The organism is Staphylococcus sp. IVB6181 (assembly GCF_025561445.1).
In the GTDB taxonomy this organism is placed as follows: domain Bacteria; phylum Bacillota; class Bacilli; order Staphylococcales; family Staphylococcaceae; genus Staphylococcus; species Staphylococcus simulans_B.
The window spans coordinates 2,720,226-2,744,967 of the sequence record NZ_CP095096.1; the positions used below are offsets into that span (position 1 = coordinate 2,720,226).

Annotated in this window: 22 protein-coding genes and 1 other annotated feature; of the genes, 6 read left to right on the forward strand and 16 right to left on the reverse strand. The window is 37.4% G+C overall.

The window, feature by feature from the left end:
• Positions 1-181: 181 nt before the first annotated feature.
• Both MUA90_RS13390 and MUA90_RS13395 read right to left on the reverse strand, forming a co-directional pair.
• Positions 182-685 carry a hypothetical protein gene (locus MUA90_RS13390; RefSeq protein WP_262587453.1) on the reverse strand — a complete coding sequence of 168 codons (504 nt, stop codon included), beginning with the start codon at positions 683-685 and terminating at the stop codon, positions 182-184.
• Positions 686-1,099: 414 nt separating this feature from the next.
• Positions 1,100-1,708, reverse strand: coding sequence for a hypothetical protein (locus MUA90_RS13395; protein WP_262587454.1), 609 nt, complete (start codon positions 1,706-1,708; stop codon positions 1,100-1,102).
• A 377-nt stretch (positions 1,709-2,085) separates the two neighbouring features.
• On the opposite strand from MUA90_RS13395, the gene MUA90_RS13400 reads away from it, so the two are divergent.
• On the forward strand, positions 2,086-2,337 hold the full coding sequence (locus MUA90_RS13400) for an autorepressor SdpR family transcription factor (protein WP_262587455.1): 252 nt from the start codon (positions 2,086-2,088) through the stop codon (positions 2,335-2,337).
• Between the two features lie 21 nt (positions 2,338-2,358).
• A complete protein-coding gene (locus MUA90_RS13405; protein ID WP_262587457.1) occupies positions 2,359-3,006 on the forward strand; it encodes an SdpI family protein in 648 nt (215 codons plus the stop codon).
• Between the two features lie 47 nt (positions 3,007-3,053).
• On the opposite strand, the gene ychF is transcribed toward MUA90_RS13405, so the two are convergent.
• The 4 genes from ychF to MUA90_RS13425 form a co-directional block, all read right to left on the reverse strand.
• A complete protein-coding gene (gene ychF, locus MUA90_RS13410; protein WP_105994085.1) occupies positions 3,054-4,151 on the reverse strand; it encodes a redox-regulated ATPase YchF in 1,098 nt (365 codons plus the stop codon).
• Positions 4,151-4,363, reverse strand: a complete 213-nt coding sequence (locus MUA90_RS13415) for a DUF951 domain-containing protein (protein WP_105994084.1) — start codon at positions 4,361-4,363, stop codon at positions 4,151-4,153. Before MUA90_RS13415 ends, ychF begins: the two co-directional genes overlap by 1 nt.
• A 29-nt stretch (positions 4,364-4,392) precedes the next feature.
• Positions 4,393-5,280, reverse strand: a complete 888-nt coding sequence (locus MUA90_RS13420) for a mechanosensitive ion channel family protein (protein ID WP_262587459.1) — start codon at positions 5,278-5,280, stop codon at positions 4,393-4,395.
• 62 nt (positions 5,281-5,342) lie between these two features.
• Complete coding sequence (locus MUA90_RS13425) at positions 5,343-6,155, reverse strand: ParB/RepB/Spo0J family partition protein (protein WP_262587462.1); 813 nt, start codon at positions 6,153-6,155, stop codon at positions 5,343-5,345.
• Positions 6,156-6,494: 339 nt separating this feature from the next.
• Positions 6,495-6,849 (forward strand) — a binding site (T-box leader).
• Between the two features lie 118 nt (positions 6,850-6,967).
• Between MUA90_RS13425 and MUA90_RS13430 the strand changes: the two genes are divergently transcribed.
• The 4 genes from MUA90_RS13430 (at position 6,968) to MUA90_RS13445 (ending at position 13,063) form a co-directional block, all read left to right on the forward strand.
• Positions 6,968-8,140, forward strand: coding sequence for a trans-sulfuration enzyme family protein (locus tag MUA90_RS13430; RefSeq protein ID WP_105994080.1), 1,173 nt, complete (start codon positions 6,968-6,970; stop codon positions 8,138-8,140).
• Entirely contained in the window at positions 8,094-9,935 is a 1,842-nt protein-coding gene (locus MUA90_RS13435) for a bifunctional homocysteine S-methyltransferase/methylenetetrahydrofolate reductase (protein WP_262587464.1), read from the forward strand. Before MUA90_RS13430 ends, MUA90_RS13435 begins: the two co-directional genes overlap by 47 nt.
• On the forward strand, positions 9,932-12,175 hold the full coding sequence (gene metE, locus MUA90_RS13440) for a 5-methyltetrahydropteroyltriglutamate--homocysteine S-methyltransferase (protein ID WP_262587465.1): 2,244 nt from the start codon (positions 9,932-9,934) through the stop codon (positions 12,173-12,175). Before MUA90_RS13435 ends, metE begins: the two co-directional genes overlap by 4 nt.
• Positions 12,176-12,313: 138 nt before the next feature.
• On the forward strand, positions 12,314-13,063 hold the full coding sequence (locus MUA90_RS13445; RefSeq protein WP_105994077.1) for a cyclase family protein: 750 nt from the start codon (positions 12,314-12,316) through the stop codon (positions 13,061-13,063).
• A 426-nt stretch (positions 13,064-13,489) separates the two neighbouring features.
• On the opposite strand, the gene MUA90_RS13450 is transcribed toward MUA90_RS13445, so the two are convergent.
• The 10 genes from MUA90_RS13450 to rpmH all read right to left on the reverse strand — a co-directional run bounded on the left by MUA90_RS13450 (position 13,490) and on the right by rpmH (position 24,101).
• Positions 13,490-14,650: an aminotransferase class I/II-fold pyridoxal phosphate-dependent enzyme gene (locus tag MUA90_RS13450; protein ID WP_262587467.1), complete on the reverse strand. Its 1,161-nt coding sequence runs from the start codon at positions 14,648-14,650 to the stop codon at positions 13,490-13,492.
• A 183-nt stretch (positions 14,651-14,833) separates the two neighbouring features.
• Positions 14,834-15,784: a hypothetical protein gene (locus MUA90_RS13455; RefSeq protein WP_262587470.1), complete on the reverse strand. Its 951-nt coding sequence runs from the start codon at positions 15,782-15,784 to the stop codon at positions 14,834-14,836.
• 13 nt (positions 15,785-15,797) lie between these two features.
• Positions 15,798-16,748, reverse strand: a complete 951-nt coding sequence (locus MUA90_RS13460) for a hypothetical protein (protein WP_262587471.1) — start codon at positions 16,746-16,748, stop codon at positions 15,798-15,800.
• 214 nt (positions 16,749-16,962) lie between these two features.
• Positions 16,963-18,285 carry an ISL3 family transposase gene (locus MUA90_RS13465; RefSeq protein ID WP_262587473.1) on the reverse strand — a complete coding sequence of 441 codons (1,323 nt, stop codon included), beginning with the start codon at positions 18,283-18,285 and terminating at the stop codon, positions 16,963-16,965.
• Between the two features lie 162 nt (positions 18,286-18,447).
• Positions 18,448-19,290, reverse strand: coding sequence for a nucleoid occlusion protein (gene noc, locus MUA90_RS13470; protein WP_114604109.1), 843 nt, complete (start codon positions 19,288-19,290; stop codon positions 18,448-18,450).
• A 46-nt stretch (positions 19,291-19,336) separates the two neighbouring features.
• Positions 19,337-20,059 carry a 16S rRNA (guanine(527)-N(7))-methyltransferase RsmG gene (rsmG, locus tag MUA90_RS13475; RefSeq protein WP_262587477.1) on the reverse strand — a complete coding sequence of 241 codons (723 nt, stop codon included), beginning with the start codon at positions 20,057-20,059 and terminating at the stop codon, positions 19,337-19,339.
• Positions 20,060-21,934: a tRNA uridine-5-carboxymethylaminomethyl(34) synthesis enzyme MnmG gene (mnmG, locus tag MUA90_RS13480; RefSeq protein ID WP_105994068.1), complete on the reverse strand. Its 1,875-nt coding sequence runs from the start codon at positions 21,932-21,934 to the stop codon at positions 20,060-20,062.
• A 16-nt stretch (positions 21,935-21,950) separates the two neighbouring features.
• On the reverse strand, positions 21,951-23,330 hold the full coding sequence (gene mnmE / locus MUA90_RS13485; protein WP_262588856.1) for a tRNA uridine-5-carboxymethylaminomethyl(34) synthesis GTPase MnmE: 1,380 nt from the start codon (positions 23,328-23,330) through the stop codon (positions 21,951-21,953).
• Positions 23,331-23,462: 132 nt separating this feature from the next.
• The gene (gene rnpA, locus MUA90_RS13490) at positions 23,463-23,816 is read right to left on the reverse strand and encodes a ribonuclease P protein component (protein ID WP_162912182.1); all 354 of its coding nucleotides are present in this window, start codon (positions 23,814-23,816) and stop codon (positions 23,463-23,465) included.
• Positions 23,817-23,963: 147 nt separating this feature from the next.
• Complete coding sequence (gene rpmH, locus MUA90_RS13495) at positions 23,964-24,101, reverse strand: 50S ribosomal protein L34 (protein ID WP_000240855.1); 138 nt, start codon at positions 24,099-24,101, stop codon at positions 23,964-23,966.
• Positions 24,102-24,742 lie beyond the last annotated feature (641 nt).

Consider the following 24,742-nt stretch of genomic DNA (forward strand, 5'->3'; position numbering starts at 1 on the left):
TTTTGAAGACACAATCTATCGTTATTTCAGTGCATTACTCAATAATTTGAATAACCTATCCATAGCTTAACGCCTTTACACACAGTTAATCCTGCATTCATAATGAGTTCTTAAACCTAAAAAAGAACGATGTAACTTGTCGCAATACTGTTACATCGTTCTATTAAATTCCATTATTTAATTATAATAACCAACTGATAAGATTAATAATAAGTTTTCCAACAACCAGTATAAGGGTCGTTTTCCCTTTATTTTCACCTAAAAAGTAGAATGCAGCCGCAAAAACTCCTATATCTATTAACGGGGTGATATACTTAATAGTGCCTAACGGTAGTCCTATCAGATCGCTGAAAATCAGTGCAAAAACATTCGCAATGGTAAATCCAAGCAGCAACGACATATATAAACTTTTATTTTGATATGTATTACCGAGTTTAAAAACAAAAGCTAACAGTTTTAACAAAAAATACGTGACAAAGAAAGTAACTAAGCTAGATATAACTATTAAAATAACAATCAATAAGTTGATTTGTACATCTGACATATCCACACTGTCTTGAATACTGTCTAATTTTTGTGTAATGATGTGATCATTTGCAGAAATGACATAAAACACTAATATCGCTGATATGACATATGGTAGCAACGCAAGCAAATCAAGTAGTTGTGATTTAATTCTATTCATTCAAATTCCTCCGGTTCTATTTAAATCTCAATGGTTGAATCATTTAATCTAGACCTTTCAAAAAGATTGTTATGTACCGCTTGCTTTTATAAACAAAAACCACTAATCATTTTTATAATATCATTCTTAAAATTAATGTTTTATATATTCCTTAAATAGTAACTATTAATTCTCATATGTCAGAAATGCACATATACAAAAACACTAAGGTATCCCTAAGTGTTAGAGTTTAACTCGCTTTAAAGAATGCTTATCAGCTATTAAATTTGAAATTTGTAAAAACATACAGATATAGCTAAAGTATCATTTTCAGCATCCCAGGACTCCAAATATATTGCATGTCTATCTGCTTTAAGACTCCCTTCACTCAAGGGGAGTCTTAAAATATTATATACAGCTAATATCTAAAATTAGTTATTGTTGTGGATTAATATTCTCAGTATATTGTCTGAACATTTCATCTTGTTGCTTCATTGACTCTCTATTTATATTATCAATTTTTTGCCTTAATTCTTGTTGACTCTGTTCATCACCATAAACTTTAAAAGTTTTATAACGTACTTCTCGTTTGATACCGTATGCTGCTAACTCTTCATCTGTTACAGAGCTTTCTGGCAAATCTAAATATACATTCTCTGTATCTTCAACCTTGCTACTTTCTTTCGTCTGCTCTGTGCCTTTGTATATATTATTTTTATTTTCTCTAATATTCTTGTTTTGAGTTTTTTCTGGAGAAATAATTTCTTCTTTTTCTACTGAACTTTCATTTTGAATAACACTTTCTTGGGAACTAGTATTTTCTGAAGTATTCAAACCTTCCTGCTTAACATCCTGTAATTTATCCTCATTTGTAATATTCTCTTCTTCATTCTTTTTAATATTATTATTCTTTTTATTCGGGGTAACTACCTCTTTATTTTGTGTATCACTTTTTATGTTCTCCTTATTAGTACACCCACTTAAAATTACTGCAATTAAAACTACTATGGTAACATTTCTTAAAATTCTAACCTGTTCTTTCATGTTGCACCTCTTATTTTTTTATTTACTTATATTATATATCGTTGTGACCAAGCAATAAACGAACTATAAGTCATAATTAGAGTATTAAAAAACCAAACTTCAAATTAAATTTTTACTACATAAAATTATTTGGAGGTTATTTTATAGTCGATACACTTGCATTCTTTAGATAATTTTAACTTTACAGGTTTGTTTTAAATGTATTTACTATATCTCGTCTTACCTGTTTATTATTTATCTATATCGCCAACGTAGTCTATGTTTCTATTCCTACAGTTTAAAATTCTGTAATTGATTGATGATATCTATTGACATCCCAAATAATTAGATATAGTATTTAGTTAAATACTTAAATACTTAAATGAAGGAGCGGGGTAATGAAAGAATTATTTAAGGCACTTTCTGATGAAACAAGAAGAAAAATTTTAGAACTACTAAAAGATGAAACACTAACAGCAGGAGAAATTGCAAATCATTTTAACATGAGTAAACCAAGTATTTCTCAGCATTTAAAAATATTAAAATATTCTGGATTGATACTCAGTGAGAAGAAAGGCCAATACGTATATTATAGTTTGAACACTTCTGTTTTAGACGATTTATTATCTTGGATAATGGGCTTAAAATAATAATTAGGATGTGAATATAAAATGTTAGATACTATTAAAAATAATAAGATGGGATTGATTATTTGGGTTATATCACTATTGACATGGGTTCTATCTTTAGCATTTCTTCCAAATAATATTGCTATGCAATATCACGATAATGGAACAATTAGTTGGTCAATCAACAAATACTTAGGTGCTTTGATCTTTATGGCTATAATATCTTTCATATATATCTACTATATGATTTTACCTGTTATTGATCCTAAAAAAGCAAACTATAGAAATTTCAATACTACTTATTCATTAATAATATCTACTATCTTAATACTCGTATATTTTGCCGAAGTCTTAATCATACTCTCAAATTTTGGCATCACTTTTAATAGTAAATTAATTCTTAATTTGGTGTTAGCTTTATTATTTCTTATTGTAGGAAATTATTTTCAAAAAATACGTACTAATTGGTTCATTGGTTTTAGAACTCCGTGGACTTTATCAAGTGAAAAAAATTGGAAAAAAACCCATAGATTAGTAGGTAGAATTTATATTCTCTTAGGAATATTATGTTTAATTTTTCCTTTTATGAATATACAAACAAACTGGATCCTTTTAATAACTATAATAATATTTGCAATTATTATCCCTTATATTTACTCATATCTCATTTATAAGCAATATCAAAAATGATAAAAAAATCGAGTACCCACTTTGAGTACTCGATATTTTATACTTAATTAAACGTTGAATCTGAAGTGTACAACGTCACCGTCTTGCATGATATAATCTTTACCTTCTAAGCGCATTTTACCTGCTTCTTTAGCACCTTGTTCACCTTTGTTATCTACAAAGTCTTGGTAGCTTGTAACTTCGGCACGGATGAATCCGCGTTCAAAGTCAGTATGGATGATACCCGCACATTGCGGTGCAGTCATGCCTGTTTTGAATGTCCAAGCACGTACTTCTTGTACACCTGCAGTGAAATATGTCGCAAGTCCTAATAAGTCGTATGTGCTGCGGATTAAACGGTCTAAACCTGGTTCTTCAATACCTAAGTCTTCTAAGAACATTTCTTTATCTTCATCGTCTAATGTCGCGATTTCTTCTTCGATTTTCGCGCTGATTACGATAACTTCTGAGCCTTCGTTATCAGCGTATTCTTTAATTGTTTTAACTTTTTCGTTATCCGCTTCATTCACTTCATCTTCGCCAACATTCGCAATATAAATCATTGGTTTTGAAGTTAAAAGCTGTGCTTGTTTAACGTATTTCGCATCTTCTTCATTGAATTCTAAACTGCGAATCGGATCTCCTGCTTCTAATGCTTCTTTAATACGTTCTAAAATACGTACTTCGTTAACTGCATCTTTGTCTTTTTGACGTGCCATTTTTTCAAGTCTCGGCAAACGTTTGTCGACAGATTCTAAATCCGCAAGTACTAATTCCATATTGATAACTTCGATATCATCTAATGGATCTACACGTCCAGATACGTGTGTCACGTTATCATCATCGAATGCACGCACGACTTGGCAGATTGCATCTACTTCACGAATGTGAGATAAGAATTTATTTCCTAATCCTTCACCTTTAGAGGCACCTTTAACAATCCCTGCGATGTCTGTGAATTCGAAAGTTGTAGGAATTACTTTTTTCGGATTAACGATGTCTGATAGTGCATCTAAACGTGAATCCGGTACTTCTACAATCCCAACGTTAGGATCAATCGTAGCGAATGGGTAGTTCGCCGCAAGTGCACCCGCTTTTGTTATTGCATTAAATAGTGTAGACTTTCCGACGTTTGGTAAGCCTACGATACCAGCTGTTAAAGCCATTAGTCATTCTCCTTCTTTTTCGTATCATTTGATACAAGTATTTTCTTTAATTTCTTATTAAACTCTGTACGAGGCATCATAATACTTCGATTGCAATGTTCGCATTTAATTCTAATATCTGCACCCATACGAATAATTTTAAATCGATTAGCGCCGCAAGCATGCGCCTTTTTCATCTCTACAATATCATTCAGACCATACTGAGCCACCATTTACAATCCTCCATCATTATGAATTCTTATCATTGAGGTTTCTGTCCATCAAACTGCATCATAATCGGAACAGGTGATTTAATTCCCTCTTGATTCAAGAAATTAGCAACCTCTTTACGCAAGATACGTGATCCTGGTACTGCATTATTCGGCGTTGTTTCAGCCGCAATTTTCAAGATGTATGCATTACCTGTTAAATCCTCAATACCGAGAATTTCAGGTTTTGAGACGAAGACATAGTAGCTTGAATGTAATGTATCCAAGAACTCCTTAAGTTTGCTTTCTACCTTATCGACATCTTCATCCATTGCAATCGGCACTTCTATTAATGCCTTGCCGTTACTGATTGAGAAGTTGGTAATCTCTGACATCACGCTGTTCGGTAAAACTACTAATTCACCTGTATAAGCATGAATGCGTGTTGAACGCAGACCAATGGACTGAACTGTCCCTTCAGTAATAGGAGTCCCGTTCAAGTTAATTTTAACATAATCACCTACATCAAAATGGTTCTCGAATATAATAAAGAAGCCAGTAATGATATCTTTTACAATCGTCTGTGCACCAAAGCCGATAGCTAAACCGACTACACCAGCTCCGGCTAAGAGACCTGTGACACTGATACCGAATTTTCCAAGTATCGTTGTCAGCACAATAAACCATACAACATAACGTACTACGTTTTTTAATAAGGCTGTCAGTGTGACAGAACGTTTTCTGCCATGCGGATTGCGGTTTTGCAATTTAAAGAACTGATCAATTGATTTATTAACAAGGTTGATGATGATAATCGCAACTACAACGTAGATTACAATCATAATCAGCTTGTTCAAGATGTCAGCATAGGTGTCTGGTTTTGTCAGGGGTTCAATAAGTGAATTGAACACACCTTGTAATGTATTCCAAAAGGTATTCAAATAATCGTCCTCCTGTCCTTTAACAACAAATATATATTTTACCATGAATAAAACATAATTTCTTATGATTCACTATTTAATTGTTGTATTAAACGCATGAATTCCTCCTCTGACTTAAACTCAAAGGTAATTTGTCCTTTATTCTTTTTCGTAGTAATCGCGACTTTTGTGCCATAGTGTTCTTGAAGCAGACGTTCTTGTCTTTGAATCATGCGCGGTTTCTTTTGACTAGCTGCTTGTGTTGTCTGCTTTGTATCAGATGTCATTTCAGACAAATATTGTTCTAGATAACGGACACTCCATGATGCTTTCATTGCTTGTTCAGCAACTTGTTTCATCAATGCCTCGTCTTTTAAAATCAATAAAGTTCTGCCGTGTGCACCTGATAACCGACCGTCTTCTACCCATTTTGCGATAGATTCAGGCAAGTTCAGCAATCGCAGCATATTGGCAATATAGGGCCGTGATTTTCCTAGACGCTGTGCGACGTCTTTTTGTGTCAAATGCAGATCATCCATCAGTTTACGGTAGCTTTTCGCTTCTTCTATTGCATTCAAATCTTCACGCTGCAAGTTCTCTATAATCGCCAGTTCCATCATCTCAGCATCTGTCATTGTTTTAACGATAGCCGGAATTTCAGTCTTCCCAGCTTTTTTAGAGGCTCTGAAACGCCGCTCTCCTACAACAATATGATAGCCTTGTACGGTTTTGCGCAAGATGATGGGCTGCAAAACACCATGTTCACGAATTGAAGCCGCAAGATCGTCTAGCTTCAAATCATCAAAATGTTTTCTAGGCTGATACGGATTCGGCCGTATTTTATCTAAAGCTACACTTTCAACTTTGTGTTCTTGCTCATTACTCGAGTCATGCACGTTTCAGTCACCTCGCTTTGTTTTAAATTGAACATTATTAGTCCAAATTCTTATTTTTGTTCCTCTCTTATTGTATGAAAAATAGCGCACGCAATAAAGCAATTTTTCTTGTGAACTCTAAAAACTAGCCCAAAGTATGAGGGTTGAAAATAAAAATTTTCAAAAAATTTTAAATTCCTTTATCCCTTGATACTCTAGGGGTTAACTCGGTTTTTATTTTCAGTATAGACCTACTATTCTGAAAATTCTGTTGACAAACGATTCAGAACCAATATACAATGTGGTCATCAACAAAAAAACAAAACATTTTTCACCAAGAATGACAATTGAATATCGTTTCTAAACACGATAATAAGGAAAGTAGAACTTACACTGCTGGCACAGAGAGCTTCCGTCCGCTGAAAGGAGGCACAGAAAGAAAGTTTGAAAATGGCCTTGGAGTGGTGGTGTCGATATGAGGCATCAACGGGGGCGCCCGTTACAGCGCTACAGTATTAACATTTTTGCATAATGGCGTACTGGAATGACGCATAACGTTATTTTAAAAAATCTTGCAGCGATTGCTGATATATAGATAACGTACCACGGACTTCAGTATCTGCCATGAACAGATTTAGCGTACTGGAAGAGGTTGCTTTAGCAATAAAGCAGCGAATTAAGGTGGTACCGCGAAGCTCAAGCTTTCGTCCTTTACATCCGAATCTTTTTTCGGGTTTAAAGGACGGAAGCTTTTTTTCGTGGTCAGCTTCCCTCCTTAGTTCCAGACCTTCCGCAGCCAAAAGCAATCTCAATAACTAAAGGAGTGTATTTCAATGTCACTATCACCAGAAACAAATTTAATTAAGTACCATCAATTCCCGAACATTGCAGCAGCCAACCCGCCACTTTACGACTCATCGACTTTCCCGACAGCATTGATCGGTTCAGAGGTCCCTTACGATTACGCAAGATCAGGTCATCCGAACAGAGCATTGTTAGAAGAAAAGCTTGCAGCCTTAGAAGATGCCGAGTACGGAATCGCATACAACTCAGGAATCGGCGCAATTTCAGCAGTCTTCTTCTTACTGAAAGCCGGAGACCACTTAATTATTCCTAACGATGTATACGGCGGAACATATCGCCTATGCGAACATGTATTGCCAGGATTTAATATCGAGGTCACAGCTGTTGATACAACCAATCCATTAGAAGTGGAGCAAGCGATTCAAGACAATACGAAATTGATTCACCTTGAAACACCTTCTAACCCATTGTTTAAAGTGACAGATATCCAAGCGATTACAGAAATAGCGAAAGCACATGATGTACTCGTTTCAGTGGATAACACTTTCTTAACACCGTTATCGCAAAAGCCGCTGCATTTAGGTGCAGACATCGTCATCCACAGTGCAACGAAATTCTTAAGCGGCCACAGTGATTTAATCGCCGGTGCAGTAGTTACAAATAATGCGGAAGTTGCGGAATCTTTGAGATTCCTGCAAAACACTTTAGGAAGCGGATTATCAGCTCAAGATAGTTGGACATTAACGAAACATCTTAAAACGCTTTATGTCCGCTGGAATCAATCAGTGAAAAACACTGAAAAAATCGTTGAATTCTTAAGAACACGCCCTGAAATTACTGACGTGTATTACCCAGGAAATGATGACATTAACCAACGCCAAGCTGAAAACGGCGGTGCAGTACTCGGCTTTAGATTAAGCGACCCTGATAAAGTGCCGACATTCGCTAAAGCCTTGAAAATCCCGCAAATCGCAGTCAGCTTAGGCGGCATTCAAACCATCGTATCTCATCCAGCCACAATGTCGCATGCTTCTGTTCCAGAAGATGTGCGCAACGAACGCGGAATAACGTTCGATCTATTGAGACTGAGTGTGGGCTTAGAAGACCCAGACGAGTTGATAGCAGATTTTGAAGCAGCATTGGAGGAAGCATACTATGAGCCGATTTCTACAAACTTTGAGCAACAACGTATTAGTAGCTGACGGTGCAATAGGAACGATTCTCTACTCAGAAGGGATCGATACTTGTCCTGAAGCATATAACCTGACACACCCTAAGAAAATAGAACAAATTCATCGATCTTACATTGAAGCTGGTGCAGATGTGATTCAAACCAATACTTATGGTGCTAACTTCGAAAAACTTCAAGTTTTCGGGTTGGAACACCAAGTGAAAGATATCATTCGTGCCGGCGTAAGAATAGCAAAGCAAGCAGCCAATGAAGACACTTTTATATTAGGAACTGTTGGAGGTTTTAAAGGTGTGAAACAAAATGAATTGTCGCTTTCGACAATCCTTTATCACACTGATATTCAAATTGAAACATTGATAGACGAGGGTGTCGACGCACTCCTCTTTGAAACTTACTATGATTTAAACGAACTCTTGCAAGTGATCAGAGCGACGAAGAAAAAGTATAACATTCCTGTTATCGCACAATTAACCGCTTCTAGCACCAACTACTTGCAAGACGGAACTGAAATTAACGAAGCATTAAAACAAGTGGAAGCTGAAGGTGCAGATGTCATCGGCTTAAACTGCCACCATGGCCCGCACCACATGCAGCAATCTTTCACACATATCGAGATTCCGCAGCACGCGATTCTCTCATGTTATCCGAATGCCAGCCTTCTTGATTTTGAAGACTCAGCCATTCATTACAGCGATAACGCCGCATACTTTGGAAAAATTGCGGAAACCTTAGTGAAAGAAGGCGTCCACTTAATCGGCGGGTGCTGCGGTACCACACCTGAACATATCCGCTTCATCAAACAAGCGGTGAAAGGTTTGAAACCGGCTTTAGAAAAGAAAGTCATCCCGATCAGAAGAAAAAGCAATTACCCTTCTATCCCGGTGCAAAAAGACAATCTGACAACTAAAGTCAAAGCAGGCCCGACAGTTATTGTAGAACTTGATACACCGAAACACTTAGACACAACCAAATTCTTTGCCAATGTCAAAAAGTTAGACAAAGCGAAAATCGACGCGATTACATTAGCAGACAACTCGCTAGCAACCGTTCGTGTCAGCAACATCGCAGCTGCCAGTATTATTAAGCAGAATTACAATATTGAACCGCTCGTGCACATTACCTGCAGAGACAGAAATTTAATCGGTTTACAATCTCACTTGCTCGGCCTATCACTGCTCGGCATCAATGAGATACTCGCGATTACAGGTGACCCATCTAAAGTGGGGCATCTGCCAGGTGCATCGAATGTTTATGATGTAAATTCTAAAGGCTTAGCTGAACTTGCTGTACGTTTCAACGACGGCCTTAACATTGACGGCGGCGCATTGAAAACAAAAACCAACTTCAATATTGCCGGTGCATTCAATCCGAATGTCCGCAAGATGGAAGCAGCAATCAAACGGTTAGATAAGAAAGTCGACAGCGGTATGAATTACTTTATTACACAGCCGGTTTACACGGTCGAACGTATTAAAGAAATCGCTGAAAAGACTGCACATCTCGATACACCGTTCTTTATCGGTATCATGCCGATCACAAGTTATCGAAACGCACAATTCTTACACAATGAAGTGCCTGGCATTTCATTGCCAGATGAAGTATTAGAACAGTTTGAAGCGGTCAAAGATGATAAACAAAAAACCAAAGAATTAAGCTTGCGCATCTGCCGCAAACTTATTGATGAAGTGATACAACACTTTAACGGTCTTTATCTGATTACACCTTTCGAACAAGTAGATTATTCACTCGAACTCTCAACTTATTTTAAAACTCAAACTGAAAAAAACCAGGAGGCAATAATATGACAATTAAAACAGCTAATATCGGATTCCCACGTTTAGGACGCAAAAGAGAATGGAAAAAAGCAATCGAAAGTTACTGGGCAGGCAAAACAAACTATGATGAATTAACAACTACATTAAACGACTTGCACAAAGAAAACTTATTATTACAAAAACACTACAACATCGACAGTGTACCAGTTGGAGATTTCTCATTATATGACCACGTTTTAGACGTATCATTATTATTCAACATCATTCCAGAACGTTTCCAAGGTCAAGAAGTTAATGATGATTTATTATTCGATATCGCACGCGGTACTAAAGAAAACGTAGCAAGTGCTTTAATCAAATGGTTCAACACTAACTACCACTACATCGTACCTGAATGGGACAACGTAGAACCTAAATTAAACCGCAATGTCTTATTAGAACGTTTCGAATTTGCAAAACAATTAAATGTGAATGCACACCCAGTGATCTTAGGTCCTGTAACATTCGTTCAATTATCACGCGGCGGAGAACAATCATTTGAAGAAAAAATCGAAGCATTGCTTCCATTATACAAAGAAGTATTACAATCACTTGTTGATGCAGGTGCTGAATACATCCAAATCGATGAACCTGTATTAGTTACAGATAACGCAAAAGAATTACAAGACGTTACACGTCATGTCTATGACTACTTCGAAAAAGCTGGATTAGCTGACAAATTAGTCATCCAAACTTACTTCGAACATGTTGATTTAGACTTCGTCAACACATTACCAGTTAAAGGTTTCGGTTTAGACTTCGTTCATGACCGCGGCGAAAACTTAAAACAAATCAAAGAAGGCAAATTATCTAAAGATAAAGCTTTATATGCAGGTATTATCGACGGCCGCAACGTATGGGCTGCAGATATCGAAGCGAAAAAAGAATTAATCGAAACATTAGAAAACTATACAGACGAATTAGTCATCCAACCTTCTTCTTCTTTATTACACGTACCTGTTTCATTAGATCATGAAGAATTAGATGAATCTATCGAAGAAGGCTTAAGCTTTGCGACTGAAAAATTAGACGAATTAGACGCTTTAAAACGTGTTATCAACGATAATGACAGCGAAAAATACGATCAATTAAAAGCAGCTTACGAACGCTTCCAAAACCAAGCATTCAAAAACCTTGAATATGACTTTGACAGCGTACGTACACATCGTGAATCAGCATTCCCTGAACGTAAAAAAGTTCAAGATGCACGCTTAAAATTACCAGAATTACCAACAACAACAATCGGATCATTCCCGCAAACTAAAGAAGTTCGTAAAAAACGTGCAGACTGGAAAAACCACCGCATCAGCGATGAAGAATATAACCAATTCTTACGCGATGAAATCGCACGCTGGATTCAAATCCAAGAAGATATCGGCTTAGACGTATTCGTTCATGGTGAATTCGAACGTAACGACATGGTTGAGTTCTTCGGCGAAAGATTACAAGGCTTCTTAGTTACTAAATACGGTTGGGTTCAATCATACGGTTCTCGTGCGGTTAAACCACCAGTTATCTACGGAGACGTTAAATGGACTAAACCAATCACAGTGGAGGAAACAGCTTATGCTCAAAGCTTAACTGACCACCCTGTAAAAGGTATGTTGACTGGTCCAGTTACAATCTTAAACTGGTCATTCGAACGTGTAGACATTCCGCGTCATGAAGTTCAAGATCAAATCGCTTTAGCAATCAACGAAGAAGTATTAGCACTTGAAGATGCTGGTATTAAAATTATCCAAGTAGACGAACCAGCATTACGTGAAGGTTTACCATTACGCTCTGAGTTCCATGAAGAGTACTTAAGCCAAGCATTGCATTCATTCCGCTTAGCTACATCTTCAGTGGCGGATGCGACACAAATTCATACGCATATGTGCTATTCTCAATTCGGCGAAATCATCCATACAATCCACGACTTGGATGCAGATGTTATCTCAATCGAAACATCACGCAGTCATGGTGCTTTAATCAAAGACTTCGAGGATGTAACGTATGATTTAGGTATCGGATTAGGTGTATATGATATCCACAGTCCGCGTATCCCGACTGAAGAAGAAATCACAGTTGCGATTAACCGTGGTTTACAAGAAATCGACCGTTCATTATTCTGGGTTAACCCAGACTGCGGCTTGAAAACACGTAATGAAGATCAAGTAAAAGAAGCATTAACAGTTTTAGTTTCAGCAGTTAAAAAATTAAGAAATAAAGAAGGACAAGAAACAGCGTAATACAAGTTTCAACTTTATAGGCAAAGGCTTGCTAGTGGGAGAGCAGTCTCAAGTACCACTAGTCAGCCAACCTATAAAATAACCGCCATACATTTCAAAAAGCACCAAAAACAAATCAGTCAGTAAGAGGTGTTCAAGATGAGTTATCCTTTATGGGATCAGCTGAAAAGTTTGAAAGAAAATGAATGGGTGGATTTAACACATACATTCGATTCAGACAGTCCACATTTCAGCGCATTAGAAGCAGCATACATTGATACGATCAGTACAGTTAAAGAAAATGGTTATTTTGTACAAAGATGGAGTGTTGCCACACAATATGGTACACACATTGATGCCCCCATCCACTTTGTAGAAAACAGAAGATATTTGCATGAATTAGATTTAAAAGAATTAGTATTGCCATTAATTGTTCTCGACTATTCTAAAGAAGTTGCGGAAAATCCCGATTTCCGTTTAACTAAGCAGCATTTATTAGAATGGGAACAAGCAAACGGCCGTATTGAACCAGATACATTCGTCGCATTCCGCAGTGATTGGTCACACCGCTGGCCGAATGTGGAACAATTTGAGAATAAAGATGCAGAAGGCAATCCCCACGCACCCGGATGGTCACTCGATGCATTGCAATTCTTATTAGAAGAACGCGGCGTACGTTCAGTAGGCCATGAAACATTCGATACAGACGCTTCAGTCGATGTCGCAAAACACGGCGATTTAATCGGTGAACGTTATGTACTGGGACAAGATACGTTCCAAATTGAGTTATTAACTAACTTAGACCGACTCCCTCAAAGAGGCGCAGTCATTTATACCATCAGTCCAAAACCGGCAGATGCACCAGGATTCCCGGTCCGTGCATTTGCGATTACACCAAACAAGCAGTAATGGACCGCGATCATCCATTACACGCTGCCATTATTAAATTTTAAAAACGACTCCTTAAAAGTTATGAGTAAATACAATAAAAAGTTGGCTACGTTGCCCTGGGTCCTCAGGAATTGGGGCAATGAATCGCCACTGTTCTTAAACCCGATAAGAACATTTCTTTTCATAATCCATACTATTTCTAACCCGATACGAAATAGTAAAATTAAAAACCGCCTATTTCCCGATATTAGGCAAACTATACTCCTTTTTTACTACTAAAAAACAAGAGGTACTGAATATAAAGCCGCATTTCCCACCACCCCGTGAGTGCACAGCCTTTATATTCAGTACCTTATTTTGATGCAAAAAATCACCGCTCGCAGATGATAGTCAACAAGCAGTGATTGAATGATTGGTATTATTTAATTGAAAGCAAATACTTATTTAAGCTTTATACATATCACTTAATGATTTTAACCGCTTCGCAGCCTCATCCAACTGTGCATCATCTAATGCAAGAGAGACACGTACGTAATTACGGCCATTTTCTCCAAACGGAATACCTGGAGCAACTAAAATAGATTGATCTTGAAGAAAGAATTCCACAAATTGTTCGCCATCATAACCTTCTGGTGTCGCTAGCCATAAGAAGATACCGCCAGTCATTGGTTCATACGGAATGTTGCCTTCATCTAAGATTTCAGTGAAACGGTCGCGGCGCGCTCTAAAGACTTCACTTTGTTTATCTAAGAAATAATCATAGTTATTGAGCGCAAATGTCGCCGCATCTTGTAAAGCACCAAACATACCTGCATGATGATGGGTATGATATTTCTTAAGTGCCGCAATCACGTCTTTATTGCCGACCGCAAAACCTACACGATAGCCTGACATGTTATAGCCTTTAGACAGCGAATACACTTCAATTGCGACGTCTTTACCGCCTTCTGTCTGCAAGATACTCGGATTCTTATGATCAAAGCCGAATGCCGCATAAGCAAAGTCATGTACTATCTTCGTTTGCGTACCTCTAAACTTTTGAACAACATCTTCAAACACATCTTGTGTCACTGTAGAGCCTGTAGGGTTATTAGGGTAAGTTAAATACACTAACTTAGTCTGACCTAAGACTTCCTCCGGTACTTTATCAAAATCAGGTTGATAGTATGGCGGTTCAAGCTCTAAGGCATAAGGTTTCGCATCCGCAAATAAGACCCCTGCTAAGTAGTCTGTATAACCAGGATCTGGCAGTAAAACATAATCTTCAGGATTCACAATACAGTTAGGCAGACCGACTAACCCGTTTTTAGTACCATATAAGATACAAACTTCATCATCTTTGTCTAATTCAACACCGTATTGGCGCTGATAGAAATCCACAATCGCTTGTTTGAATGTGTCTTTGCCTTGGAATGCGACATACTTTTGGTTTTCTGGCACACGCAGTGCTTTCGCAAACTCATCTACGATACCTTCAGGTGTTTCCCCGTCAGGAATGCCTACGGCCATGTTGATGAGGGGAAGCGGTCCATGTTCTATTTTTCTCCCCATTGTTTTTCCAAAGTAACTGTCCGGAATTTTTGATAATCTTCTTGAAATGACCAAATTACGTCCCTCCTTAAATAATGAAAAAGCTATACGTTACCCCTAAAGGAACATATAGCATAACTATGTATTTCTCACAGTATTGGTAATTGTTTATCACCTCTATTATTGTAAAAATTCTGACATTTGTCAAATCTCTAATAAAAGACTTCTCATGCTTATACACAAGAAGTCTGATAGGTTTTATTCTCTTTCTCCGTCAGCATCATACTTTTCTACTGAACCATCTGAATTTACGATATAAGATCCTGCTAAATCACCGGATTTATCTAAAATAGAGAAGCCCCAGCTGCCATCTCCGCGTTTTTCAGGCTCTTTAAACGTATACGTGCTGGTATCTAAAGTTTGGCCTTCATACTCTTCAACTTTATCAATCACATTCGCACGTGTGACTGGTTCATCTGATGAACTCGAATCAGATGATGTACTTTCTGAAGTATTATCAGTAACAGACGGCGAAAGCACTGGACCAGAGCCACTTGATGAATCCTCAATTTGAATCATATGCGATACTTCCGTTAACTTCGGATTGTTTTTGTGTTTTTCATACAAACTTTTTAGGTTGTATACTTTACCGTAATCAAATAATTCTTGATAATTCAGACTTGTGCCTTTCTCTGCCGCAATCGCGACTTTAGAACCATCCAGTACAAACTTAACATGGAAAGGTCCTTTTCCTGTTTCAGTCTCGTAAATATCTGTACCCGAAGGTTGTCCTTGTACTTGACCCTCTGCTACTCGGCGCAGATTCAAAGTTTGAATATTAATCTGATTAGATTCTGATACGCCTTTTTGTGTGTAAGACTGATTTAATAATTCATCCGCTGAAACTGTGGTTTCAGACGTTCCTGGTTCAAATAAAGCTAAAGCGATTTTATCCTCATTCGTTAAACTGTCAAAGCTTTTAAAATCATCTGATTTCGAATGAGATGTATCTTCGCTTTGTTCATGGTGCTGTGTTGTTTGATTATTATCAGCATCCGATTGATTCGACTCAGAGTGCTCAGATGATGATTGATTTGAATCTTGTTGTGTCGATTCAGTGGATTTTGATGCTTTTTCTTCCTCTTGTCCGCAACCTGCAATTAACAATGTCAGCACAGCCGAAGCCGCAAAAATTGATTTTAATTTCATATTAATGTTCTCCTTATTCTCGCTCTCCGCCAGCGTCATACTTTTCTACTGAACCATCTGAATTTACGATATAAGATCCTGCTAAATCACCAGATTTATCCAAAATAGAGAAGCCCCAGCGGCCGTCTCCCATTTGTTCAGGTTCTTTATACGTATACGTACTTGTATCTAAAGTATGCCCTTCATACTCTTCAACTTTATCAATCACATTGTCACGTGTGACTGTTTCTCCTGAATCAGAATCTGAACTTGAATCAGATGATGTACTGTCGTTTGAGGACTCGGTCTGAGCTTGACTGCTAGAAGATGTGCCTTGTGCTGCATCATTAATAGAAATCATATTTGCGACTTGTTGAAGTTGTGATTCATCGCCGTATTTTTGATTTAATTCGTTTAAATCATGCAAATCACCATTATCCACTATTTCTTGATAGCGTCTTTCACCTTGTGTTCCTGAAACCAAAACCTGATGATCACTTACACCTATTATCGTTCCAAAGTGTCCTGTGCTTTCTTTAGCATGATAAAACACCATATCTTGCGGTGCGCCTGTAAATTCTGCAGGTATTTTCTCGAGATGGTACGTATCAATCGCAATTTGTTCTTCGCTAGGCGAACCCATGCGTGACATAGTATATGAATGATTTAATAATTCATTCGCAGTCACTGCGTTATGATGCTTTTGAGGTGCGAATAAAGCGAGCGCTACTTTTTCATTAGTTTGAAGCTGTGCTACATCTTTAACTGGTTTCTTTTGGTGATTGTCTTTTTTAGATGTTGAATGATCATTTGATTGTGTTTTTGAATCTGTAGTATTGCTTTCTTTTTTCGTTTGTTCATTATTATCGGATTGCGATTGTTTCGTGTCTTCGTTTTTAGATTGCTTATTTTCTTCTTGGTTACCACATGCTGCAAGGATGAGTGCCGCTGATGCAAGTGTTGCTGCTAAAGTTCTATATTTCATGTTTGTCCCTCCAAATAGCCCTGATTTACGACCATTATAGCTAAGGGAAGGGACATAGAATGTCTAGTTGCGCAATAAAAAAAGGCTCTATGTCAAATTCGGTTGATGCATAAAATTTGAAATCAAATATTATAGTTACCATAAACTATGTCGCTCAGCTAGTATTGCTTTAATTCCTATGGAATTTAGTATTACTAACTGAGCATTTTTTATTTTAAGCTGCTTTAGGCAATGGGGTATGGAAGCGATGTTTTTTCTTAGCTAATAGCTTGAATTTGATTAGAATTCTATTTCTGAAGTTATAGAAATTTCTGTATCCATAAGCGATTCTTTTTAGTACTTTAATGTTGTTATTTATAGTTTCTATAGGGCCGTTTGAGCGACCAGGATGATTTAATGCATTCATAATTTCTGGTAAAAAATTTCTAAAGCTTTTAAGTACTCTTTTAAGTCCGCCATCAGTATTTCTATCCTTAAGGTATTTAAGAATTTGATGAGTTAATTTATGATTTTCATTGGTCTTTATTGATGTACGAAGCGCATTTACTTTGTCATAGACATCCTTTAACTCTGGGCTTTCACCCAAAATAAAATTTATCATTGATTTTTCTGATTCTAATCCAGGGAAAAGCTTGTTATCTTTATAAAGCGTACTATTCAAGGATTCGGAAGGTTTAAGAATAAGCTTCCAATAATGTTTAAGTTTTCTATAGTATTTGCCATCCTTATGTCTTTTTTCATTCATTATCCTGATACGAACTCTATTGAGTTCTCTATTTAATGCTTGAACAAGGTGAAATCGATCTAAAATGATTTTCGCATTTGGAAATAACTGCTTAAATAAAGAAATATATGGGCTGTACATATCGGTTGTAACTGTTTCAACTCTTTTTCTTACTTCTCTATCAAACCGGATAAAATAAGCAAATAATGCACGCTTTCTACGATCAGGTAAAATATCTACGATTTGATGCGTATCACCATCACAAAATATAAAACTCATTTTACCTACTACATTTTTAACACTTTTGAATTCATCCACCATGATATGTTTGGGCAGTTCATTAAATGGACCTAACTTAACACTATTTGCAGTTTTATTAATATAACGTATTACAGAAGCAGAACTAACATTGTTATCGTAAGCAATGCCTTTGCAAGATCTATTCTCATGGCTTTGATACAGAATATGCAGTGCTAATTTATTACAGAAATTATGATGCTTTTTCACAAAATTCGTCTTTGCTACAAATGATGAATGGCATGAACGACAAAAGAACCTTTGTTTTTTGAGCTCTAAATAACTGGGACTACCTTGAATCTTCATAAGCTTTATCCTCGTTTTTCTTTTACCATTCTTTACTATTCTATGGTTTTCATTTACTGCTCCGCAGTTTTCACAACAATCTGGTGTGTATGTCAAAGTGCCTTTAAATAGTAGAGTTCTTACCAAGTTAAAGTAAACTTCCTGAACATCATCAGAAAAAGTAATATTTTTCCCTTTATAATCAAGTATTTTTGCTATACAATGTGTCATAAGCGCAATTCCTCTCTTTATTTGTGTTGGTAACTTAAATATTAGGGGGTTGCGCCCTTTTTATGCAAAAAATTCGATTGAGAAATAACCGCTAGGTTATCTCATCAACCGAATTTATTATAGAGCCTAAAAAAACCACTCGTTCCTAAGAACGAATGGCTGTTAGCGTTTATACACTCTTATTTTAATTTCTAAATAGTCTTCGTGGTCGCGTTCTTTTTGTTCTACGCGAAGTCCGCTTTTCTCTATTTTTTCAAAACTGCTTTGAAGTGCTTCTTTTGCTGGTGTGAGGTCTTTTGTGAATTGGAAGTTTTGTGCTTTGACTTTTTCAGGTCCGACTTTGGCTTTCACTCTGGCCTCTGTTTGTTTCACATTCAAGTGCTGATCAATAATGATTTGAACCATTTCTTCTTGTTCTTCATGTGATAAGCTCAGCAATGCACGTGCGTGACGTTCTGTTATTTTACCTTCTGCAAGTTTAGAAAGCACTTTTGGCGCAAGTTTTAATAAACGTAGCTTGTTTGCGATAAAACTTTGGCTTTTACCCACACTTTGTGCGAGTTCGCTTTGTGTTGTATCTCCAAGTTCTAATAACTTTTGATACGCTTCCGCTTCTTCAACTGCCGATAGATTTTCACGTTGAATATTTTCAATCAAAGCAACGACTGCCGTTTCTTCATCTGTCATCTCGCGAATAATAACATCCGCGTATGCCATATGAATACTGCTCATAGCACGAAAACGGCGTTCACCTGCAATGATTTCATACATGCCCTCTTCAATCGGTCGTACCACAATCGGTTGAAGCAATCCATGTTCTTGAATGGATTCCGCAAGTTCATCAATCTTCGTCTGATCAAAGACTTGTCTTGGTTGATAGCGGTTAGGCACAATCTTCTCAATTTGAATAGATTCAACATGATTATTGCGATCTTCTTCAGTATAGCCTGTCATATCTTCATCTTTGTTTGTTAAACCGAATAGTTTAGAAAAAGGCTTTTTCATTCCGCAATCTCTCCCTCTAAATATAATTATATACTAATATTTATTTTTATTTTAGTAAAGGAGATTTATTAGGCGTACCTGCTTTTCTAGGATACTTTTTAGGTGTTTTACTGCGCTTTTCGATGATAATCATTTGGCGTTCGCCTGCATCATCCGGCAGTTCAAAGGTTTCTACCGCTTCGACTCTTCCTCCAAACACACCAATCGCAAATCGGGCTTCTTCAAGTTCCTCTTCGCCTTTTGAAGATTTCATTGCCACAAAGTGTCCGCCTGTCTTAACCAGCGGCAAGCATAACTCGCTGAGTACTGTTAAACGTGCAACGGCACGGGCTGTCACAATATCATAAGACTCCCGGTTGTCTCCGCGTGTATTGCCGAAGTTTTCAGCACGCTCATGGACAAAGCTCACACCTGTTAATTCTAAAGCATCCGCAAGATGATTTAAGAATTGAATACGTTTGTTAAGCGAATCCACAATTGTTACTTTCAACTGCGGAAAGACAATTTTTAGCGGGATACTTGGGAACCCTGCACCTGCGCCTACATCACAGATGCTGAGTTCTTTTGTCATATCTATATAAAATGCGGCTGTGATGGAATCATAAAAGTGCTTCAAGTACACTTCTTCTTCATCCGTGATACTTGTTAAATTCATCTTTTCGTTCCATTCAACCAGCATTTTGTAATAAGTTTGAAACTGTTGTTTTTGTTGGTCGTTCAAAGTAATACCATGTGATTCTAGCTTATCAGCCAACCATTCAACACTCATTTATTTCACCCTTTCAAGCTTACCTTGTTCAAGATAGATCAGTAAAATTGAAATATCAGCAGGGTTAACGCCTGAAATACGTGACGCTTGTGCAATGTTTAATGGTTTAACTTCTGCTAATTTTTCACGTGCTTCGCTCGCTAAGCTGTCAACTTTACTATAGTCCAAGTCGTGTGGAATTTTCTTTTGTTCCATACGTTTTACTTTTTCGACTTGTTGTAATGATTTATTGATATAACCTTCATATTTCGTTTGAATTTCTACTTGTTCTTCTACTGCTGCTGGAATTTGATGTTCTTCCTCTAAAATATCTAGAATCGCTTGATAATCCATTTCAGGACGACGCAGCAATTCAATTGCTAAGATACCGTCTTTTAATGGTGAACCGCCATGAGCTTTGATTACTTCTTGCGTATGTTCATTAGGTTTAATACGAATGTTAGATAAACGGTCGATTTCTGCTTGGATTTGATCACGTTTTTCGTTGAAACGCGCATAACGTTCATCAGAAATCAATCCTAATTCATGACCTAAATCCGTTAAACGCAAGTCTGCATTATCATGACGTAATAATAAGCGGTATTCTGCACGAGATGTTAATAAACGGTAAGGTTCGTTTGTTCCTTTGGTAATCAAGTCATCGATTAATACACCGATATAAGCATCTGAACGGCTTAATACTTTTTCACCTGTACCGAGCACTCTGCCTGCAGCATTGATTCCGGCCATTAAGCCTTGGCCAGCCGCTTCTTCATACCCAGACGTACCATTGATTTGGCCCGCTGTGTATAAGTTTTTGATTTTCTTAGTTTCAAGTGTCGGCCATAATTGTGTCGGTACTAATGCATCATATTCGATAGCGTAACCTGCACGCATCATGTCTGCTTTTTCTAAACCAGGAATCGTTTGAAGCATTTCACGCTGAACATGTTCCGGCAAGCTTGTAGACAATCCTTGAACATAAACTTCGTTTGTGTCGCGGCCTTCTGGTTCTAAGAATAATTGATGGCGCGGTTTATCATTGAAACGCACATATTTATCTTCGATAGATGGGCAATAACGCGGGCCTGTACCTTTAATCATACCTGAGTACATCGCAGATAAATGCAAGTTGTCATCAATCACTTGGTGCGTCTTATCATTTGTATAAGTCAGCCAGCATGGCAGCTGGTCTAAAATAAATTCAGTTGTTTCAAAGCTGAATGCACGTCCTACATCATCACCTGGTTGGATTTCTGTTTTGTCATAATCAATTGTTTTAGAGTTCACACGCGGCGGTGTACCTGTTTTGAAACGTACAACTTCAAAACCAAGTTCGCGCAAGTTATCAGCAAGTGTAATAGATGGTAATTGGTGGTTAGGACCGCTTGAATACTTCAAGTTGCCTAAAATAATTTCACCGCGTAAGAATGTACCTGTTGTGACAATAACTGCTTGAGAGCGGTATTCTGTACCGATATTTGTACGAACACCTTTAATTTCGTCACCTTCAATGATTAATTCATCTACCATTCCTTGCATAATGTGCAAGTTCTCTTCATCTTCTAATACACGTTTCATTTCACGTTGATACAATGCTTTGTCTGCTTGTGCTCTTAATGCACGTACTGCAGGACCTTTACCTGTATTCAACATACGCATTTGAATATGCGTTCTATCTATTGTCTTAGCCATTTGACCTCCTAATGCGTCGATTTCACGAACGACAATCCCTTTAGCGGGACCCCCTACTGACGGGTTGCATGGCATAAATCCAACGTTATCTAAGTTAATTGTCAGCATCAGTGTATTCGCACCGCGGCGCGCTGAAGCGAGACCTGCTTCGATACCCGCATGTCCGGCACCGATGACAATTACATCATAATCCAAAGCCATAGTTTATCCTCCTTAATTATTTTCCGAGACAGAATTGACTGAATAACTGATCGATCAATTCATCACTTGCGGATTCTCCGATAATTTCACCTAAAATTTCCCATGTTCTTGTTAAGTCTATTTGTACCATGTCCATTGGTATTCCGGCTTCTGCCGCATCTATTGCATCATGTATTGAATTTCTTGCTTGTTTTAATAATGAGATATGTCTTGAGTTAGAAACATATGTCATATCTTGGTTTTGAACCTCTCCGCCGAAGAATAAGTCGCGGATTTGTTCTTCGAGCTGATCAATGCCCTCTTGTTTCAGCATTGATGTTTCAATGACAGGCATATCGCCGACCATTTCATGCACTTCATCTAAATCAAGGTGCTGCTCGAGGTCCGTCTTATTCACAATGACAATTGCATCTTCATTTTTGATGACTTCATATAACTTACGGTCTTCTTCAGTCAACGCTTCGTTATAGTTTAAGACGAACAAAATCAAATCAGCCTCGCTGAGTGCTTTGCGTGAACGCTCAACACCGATTTTTTCTACGATGTCTTCAGTCTCGCGGATACCTGCAGTGTCTACTAAGCGCAACGGTACACCGCGGACGTTCACATATTCTTCTAAGACGTCTCGCGTCGTACCCGCAACCTCAGTGACAATCGCTTTATTATCTTGAATTAAGTTATTAAGCATAGAAGACTTGCCGACGTTCGGTTTACCTACAATTACAGTAGAAAGACCTTCTCTCATGATTTTACCCTGTGTACCTGTCGCTAAAAGACGATCGATTTCAGCTTTGATTGATTCAGACTGCTTTAACAGGAATTCTGTTGTCGCATCTTCGACATCATCATATTCAGGATAATCGATATTCACTTCAACTTGCGCTAAAATTTCCAAAATCGATTGACGTTGGCGTTTAATCATATCGCTTAAGCGTCCTTCGATTTGATTCATCGCAACTTTAGACGCCCGGTCAGTCTTAGAACGGATGAAATCCATCACTGCTTCAGCTTGAGACAAATCAATACGGCCGTTTAAGAATGCACGCTTTGTGTATTCCCCTGGTTCAGCCATTCTTGCCCCATATGTCATTGTCAGTTCTAAGACACGGTTGATAGTAAGTATCCCACCATGACAGTTAATCTCTACGATATCTTCTCTTGTAAATGTTTTTGGTGCACGCAGCACGGATACCATCACTTCTTCAACGACTTCATTCGTTTCAGGATCGATAATATGCCCATAATTAATTGTATGCGAATCTACTTCAGCTAATGGTTTCTTTCCTTTATACAGCCGATCTGTAATTTCAACAGCTTGGCTTCCCGACAAACGGACAATACCGATTGCACCTTCTCCCATCGGAGTAGAAATACTGGTAATTGTATCTAAATCCAACATGCTGCTTCGCCTCCTCTACTTAAATTTCTAACTATATAATTGTAATGACTTTTATTGTAAATTGCCACATATGTGTTCAAATTCTATTAAGTTAGTCTTACGTTTGTCTTACCTAAGACTTCGGATAGTCTACTTTATTCTCTTATTGAATAGTTTTGCAATTTTCAGCACGTGTTCTAAGCTTTTTTGAATTTCTAGTACAGTCATATCTTTTGCAGGTTGCCTTGCAATTACAATAATCTTTTTCGCAATAATATCATTCTTATGTACTTTAAAATTTTCTCTGATTGAACGTTTGATACGATTGCGTGTCACTGCATTGCCGAGTTTCTTAGAAACACTAATCCCTAATTTAAAATGAGTCAAGTTTTCGTCAGGCATGACATAAATGACAAATTGGCGATTTGCGACTGACTTCCCTTTTCTGTAAATCGCTTGAAAATCGCTGTTCCTTTTAATGCGGTATGCTTTTTCCACTTCCATCACTCACTTATTTTTCTTTTCTTGCTGCTCCCCTACCCTACTTTGTATCTTACGCATCTAGTGTAGAGAATCGGGGTATCAATTTCCAACCTGCGGATCTTTTACCTGCTTTAAAGCAAAAAAAAGACCACTGATAGGTCAGTGATCTTATGCTGATAAAACTTTACGGCCTTTACGACGACGACGCGCTAATACTTTACGGCCATTTTTAGTGCTCATGCGTTTTCTGAAACCATGAACTTTACTGTGTTTACGTTTATTTGGTTGATAAGTACGTTTTACCATGTAAAAACACCTCCATATCGAATCATTTCATTCATTTATAGTCGCTTTCTCATATTTAACATCATGAGATTCTTGGAAAAGATCTGCATCTACAGCCTTATCTGCTATAACCGAGATATTACAGTCTTATACCAAGTTACTCCGTAGTCTTTTCTACGGTGTCTGCGAAAGGATGAGCTCCTATCAAATGCTCACCTTACTTAGTTCAATTAATCAATATCTTAGTCATAATTCAAGCAACTACTAAAATATAACAAATTCAACCTTATAAAGCAAGTACATTTTATGTGTATGTTATCTGAAAAGTTATCCACTTATTCACAGAGGAACAGTGACATTCTGTGGATAAATATGTTACCATACACAGACTCCTGCACATAAAAGTAACATATCCACATAGGTTTGACAGGTAGATTTGTTAATAAGTATAATGATGTGGATAAGTCTTATGAAGTTTGATAGACCTAAGGTTTACAGCTTTCATTTATCAACATTTTATCTGTGCACAACTCAAAATTCAATAAAGTTATCCACCGATTGTGATTAACTTGTGGATAATTACCAACATCCTGTGTATTAAGTTATCCACGGGATGTGATTTTGTGAATAAGTCTAAAAAATTTAAGAAAGATGGAGTTTAT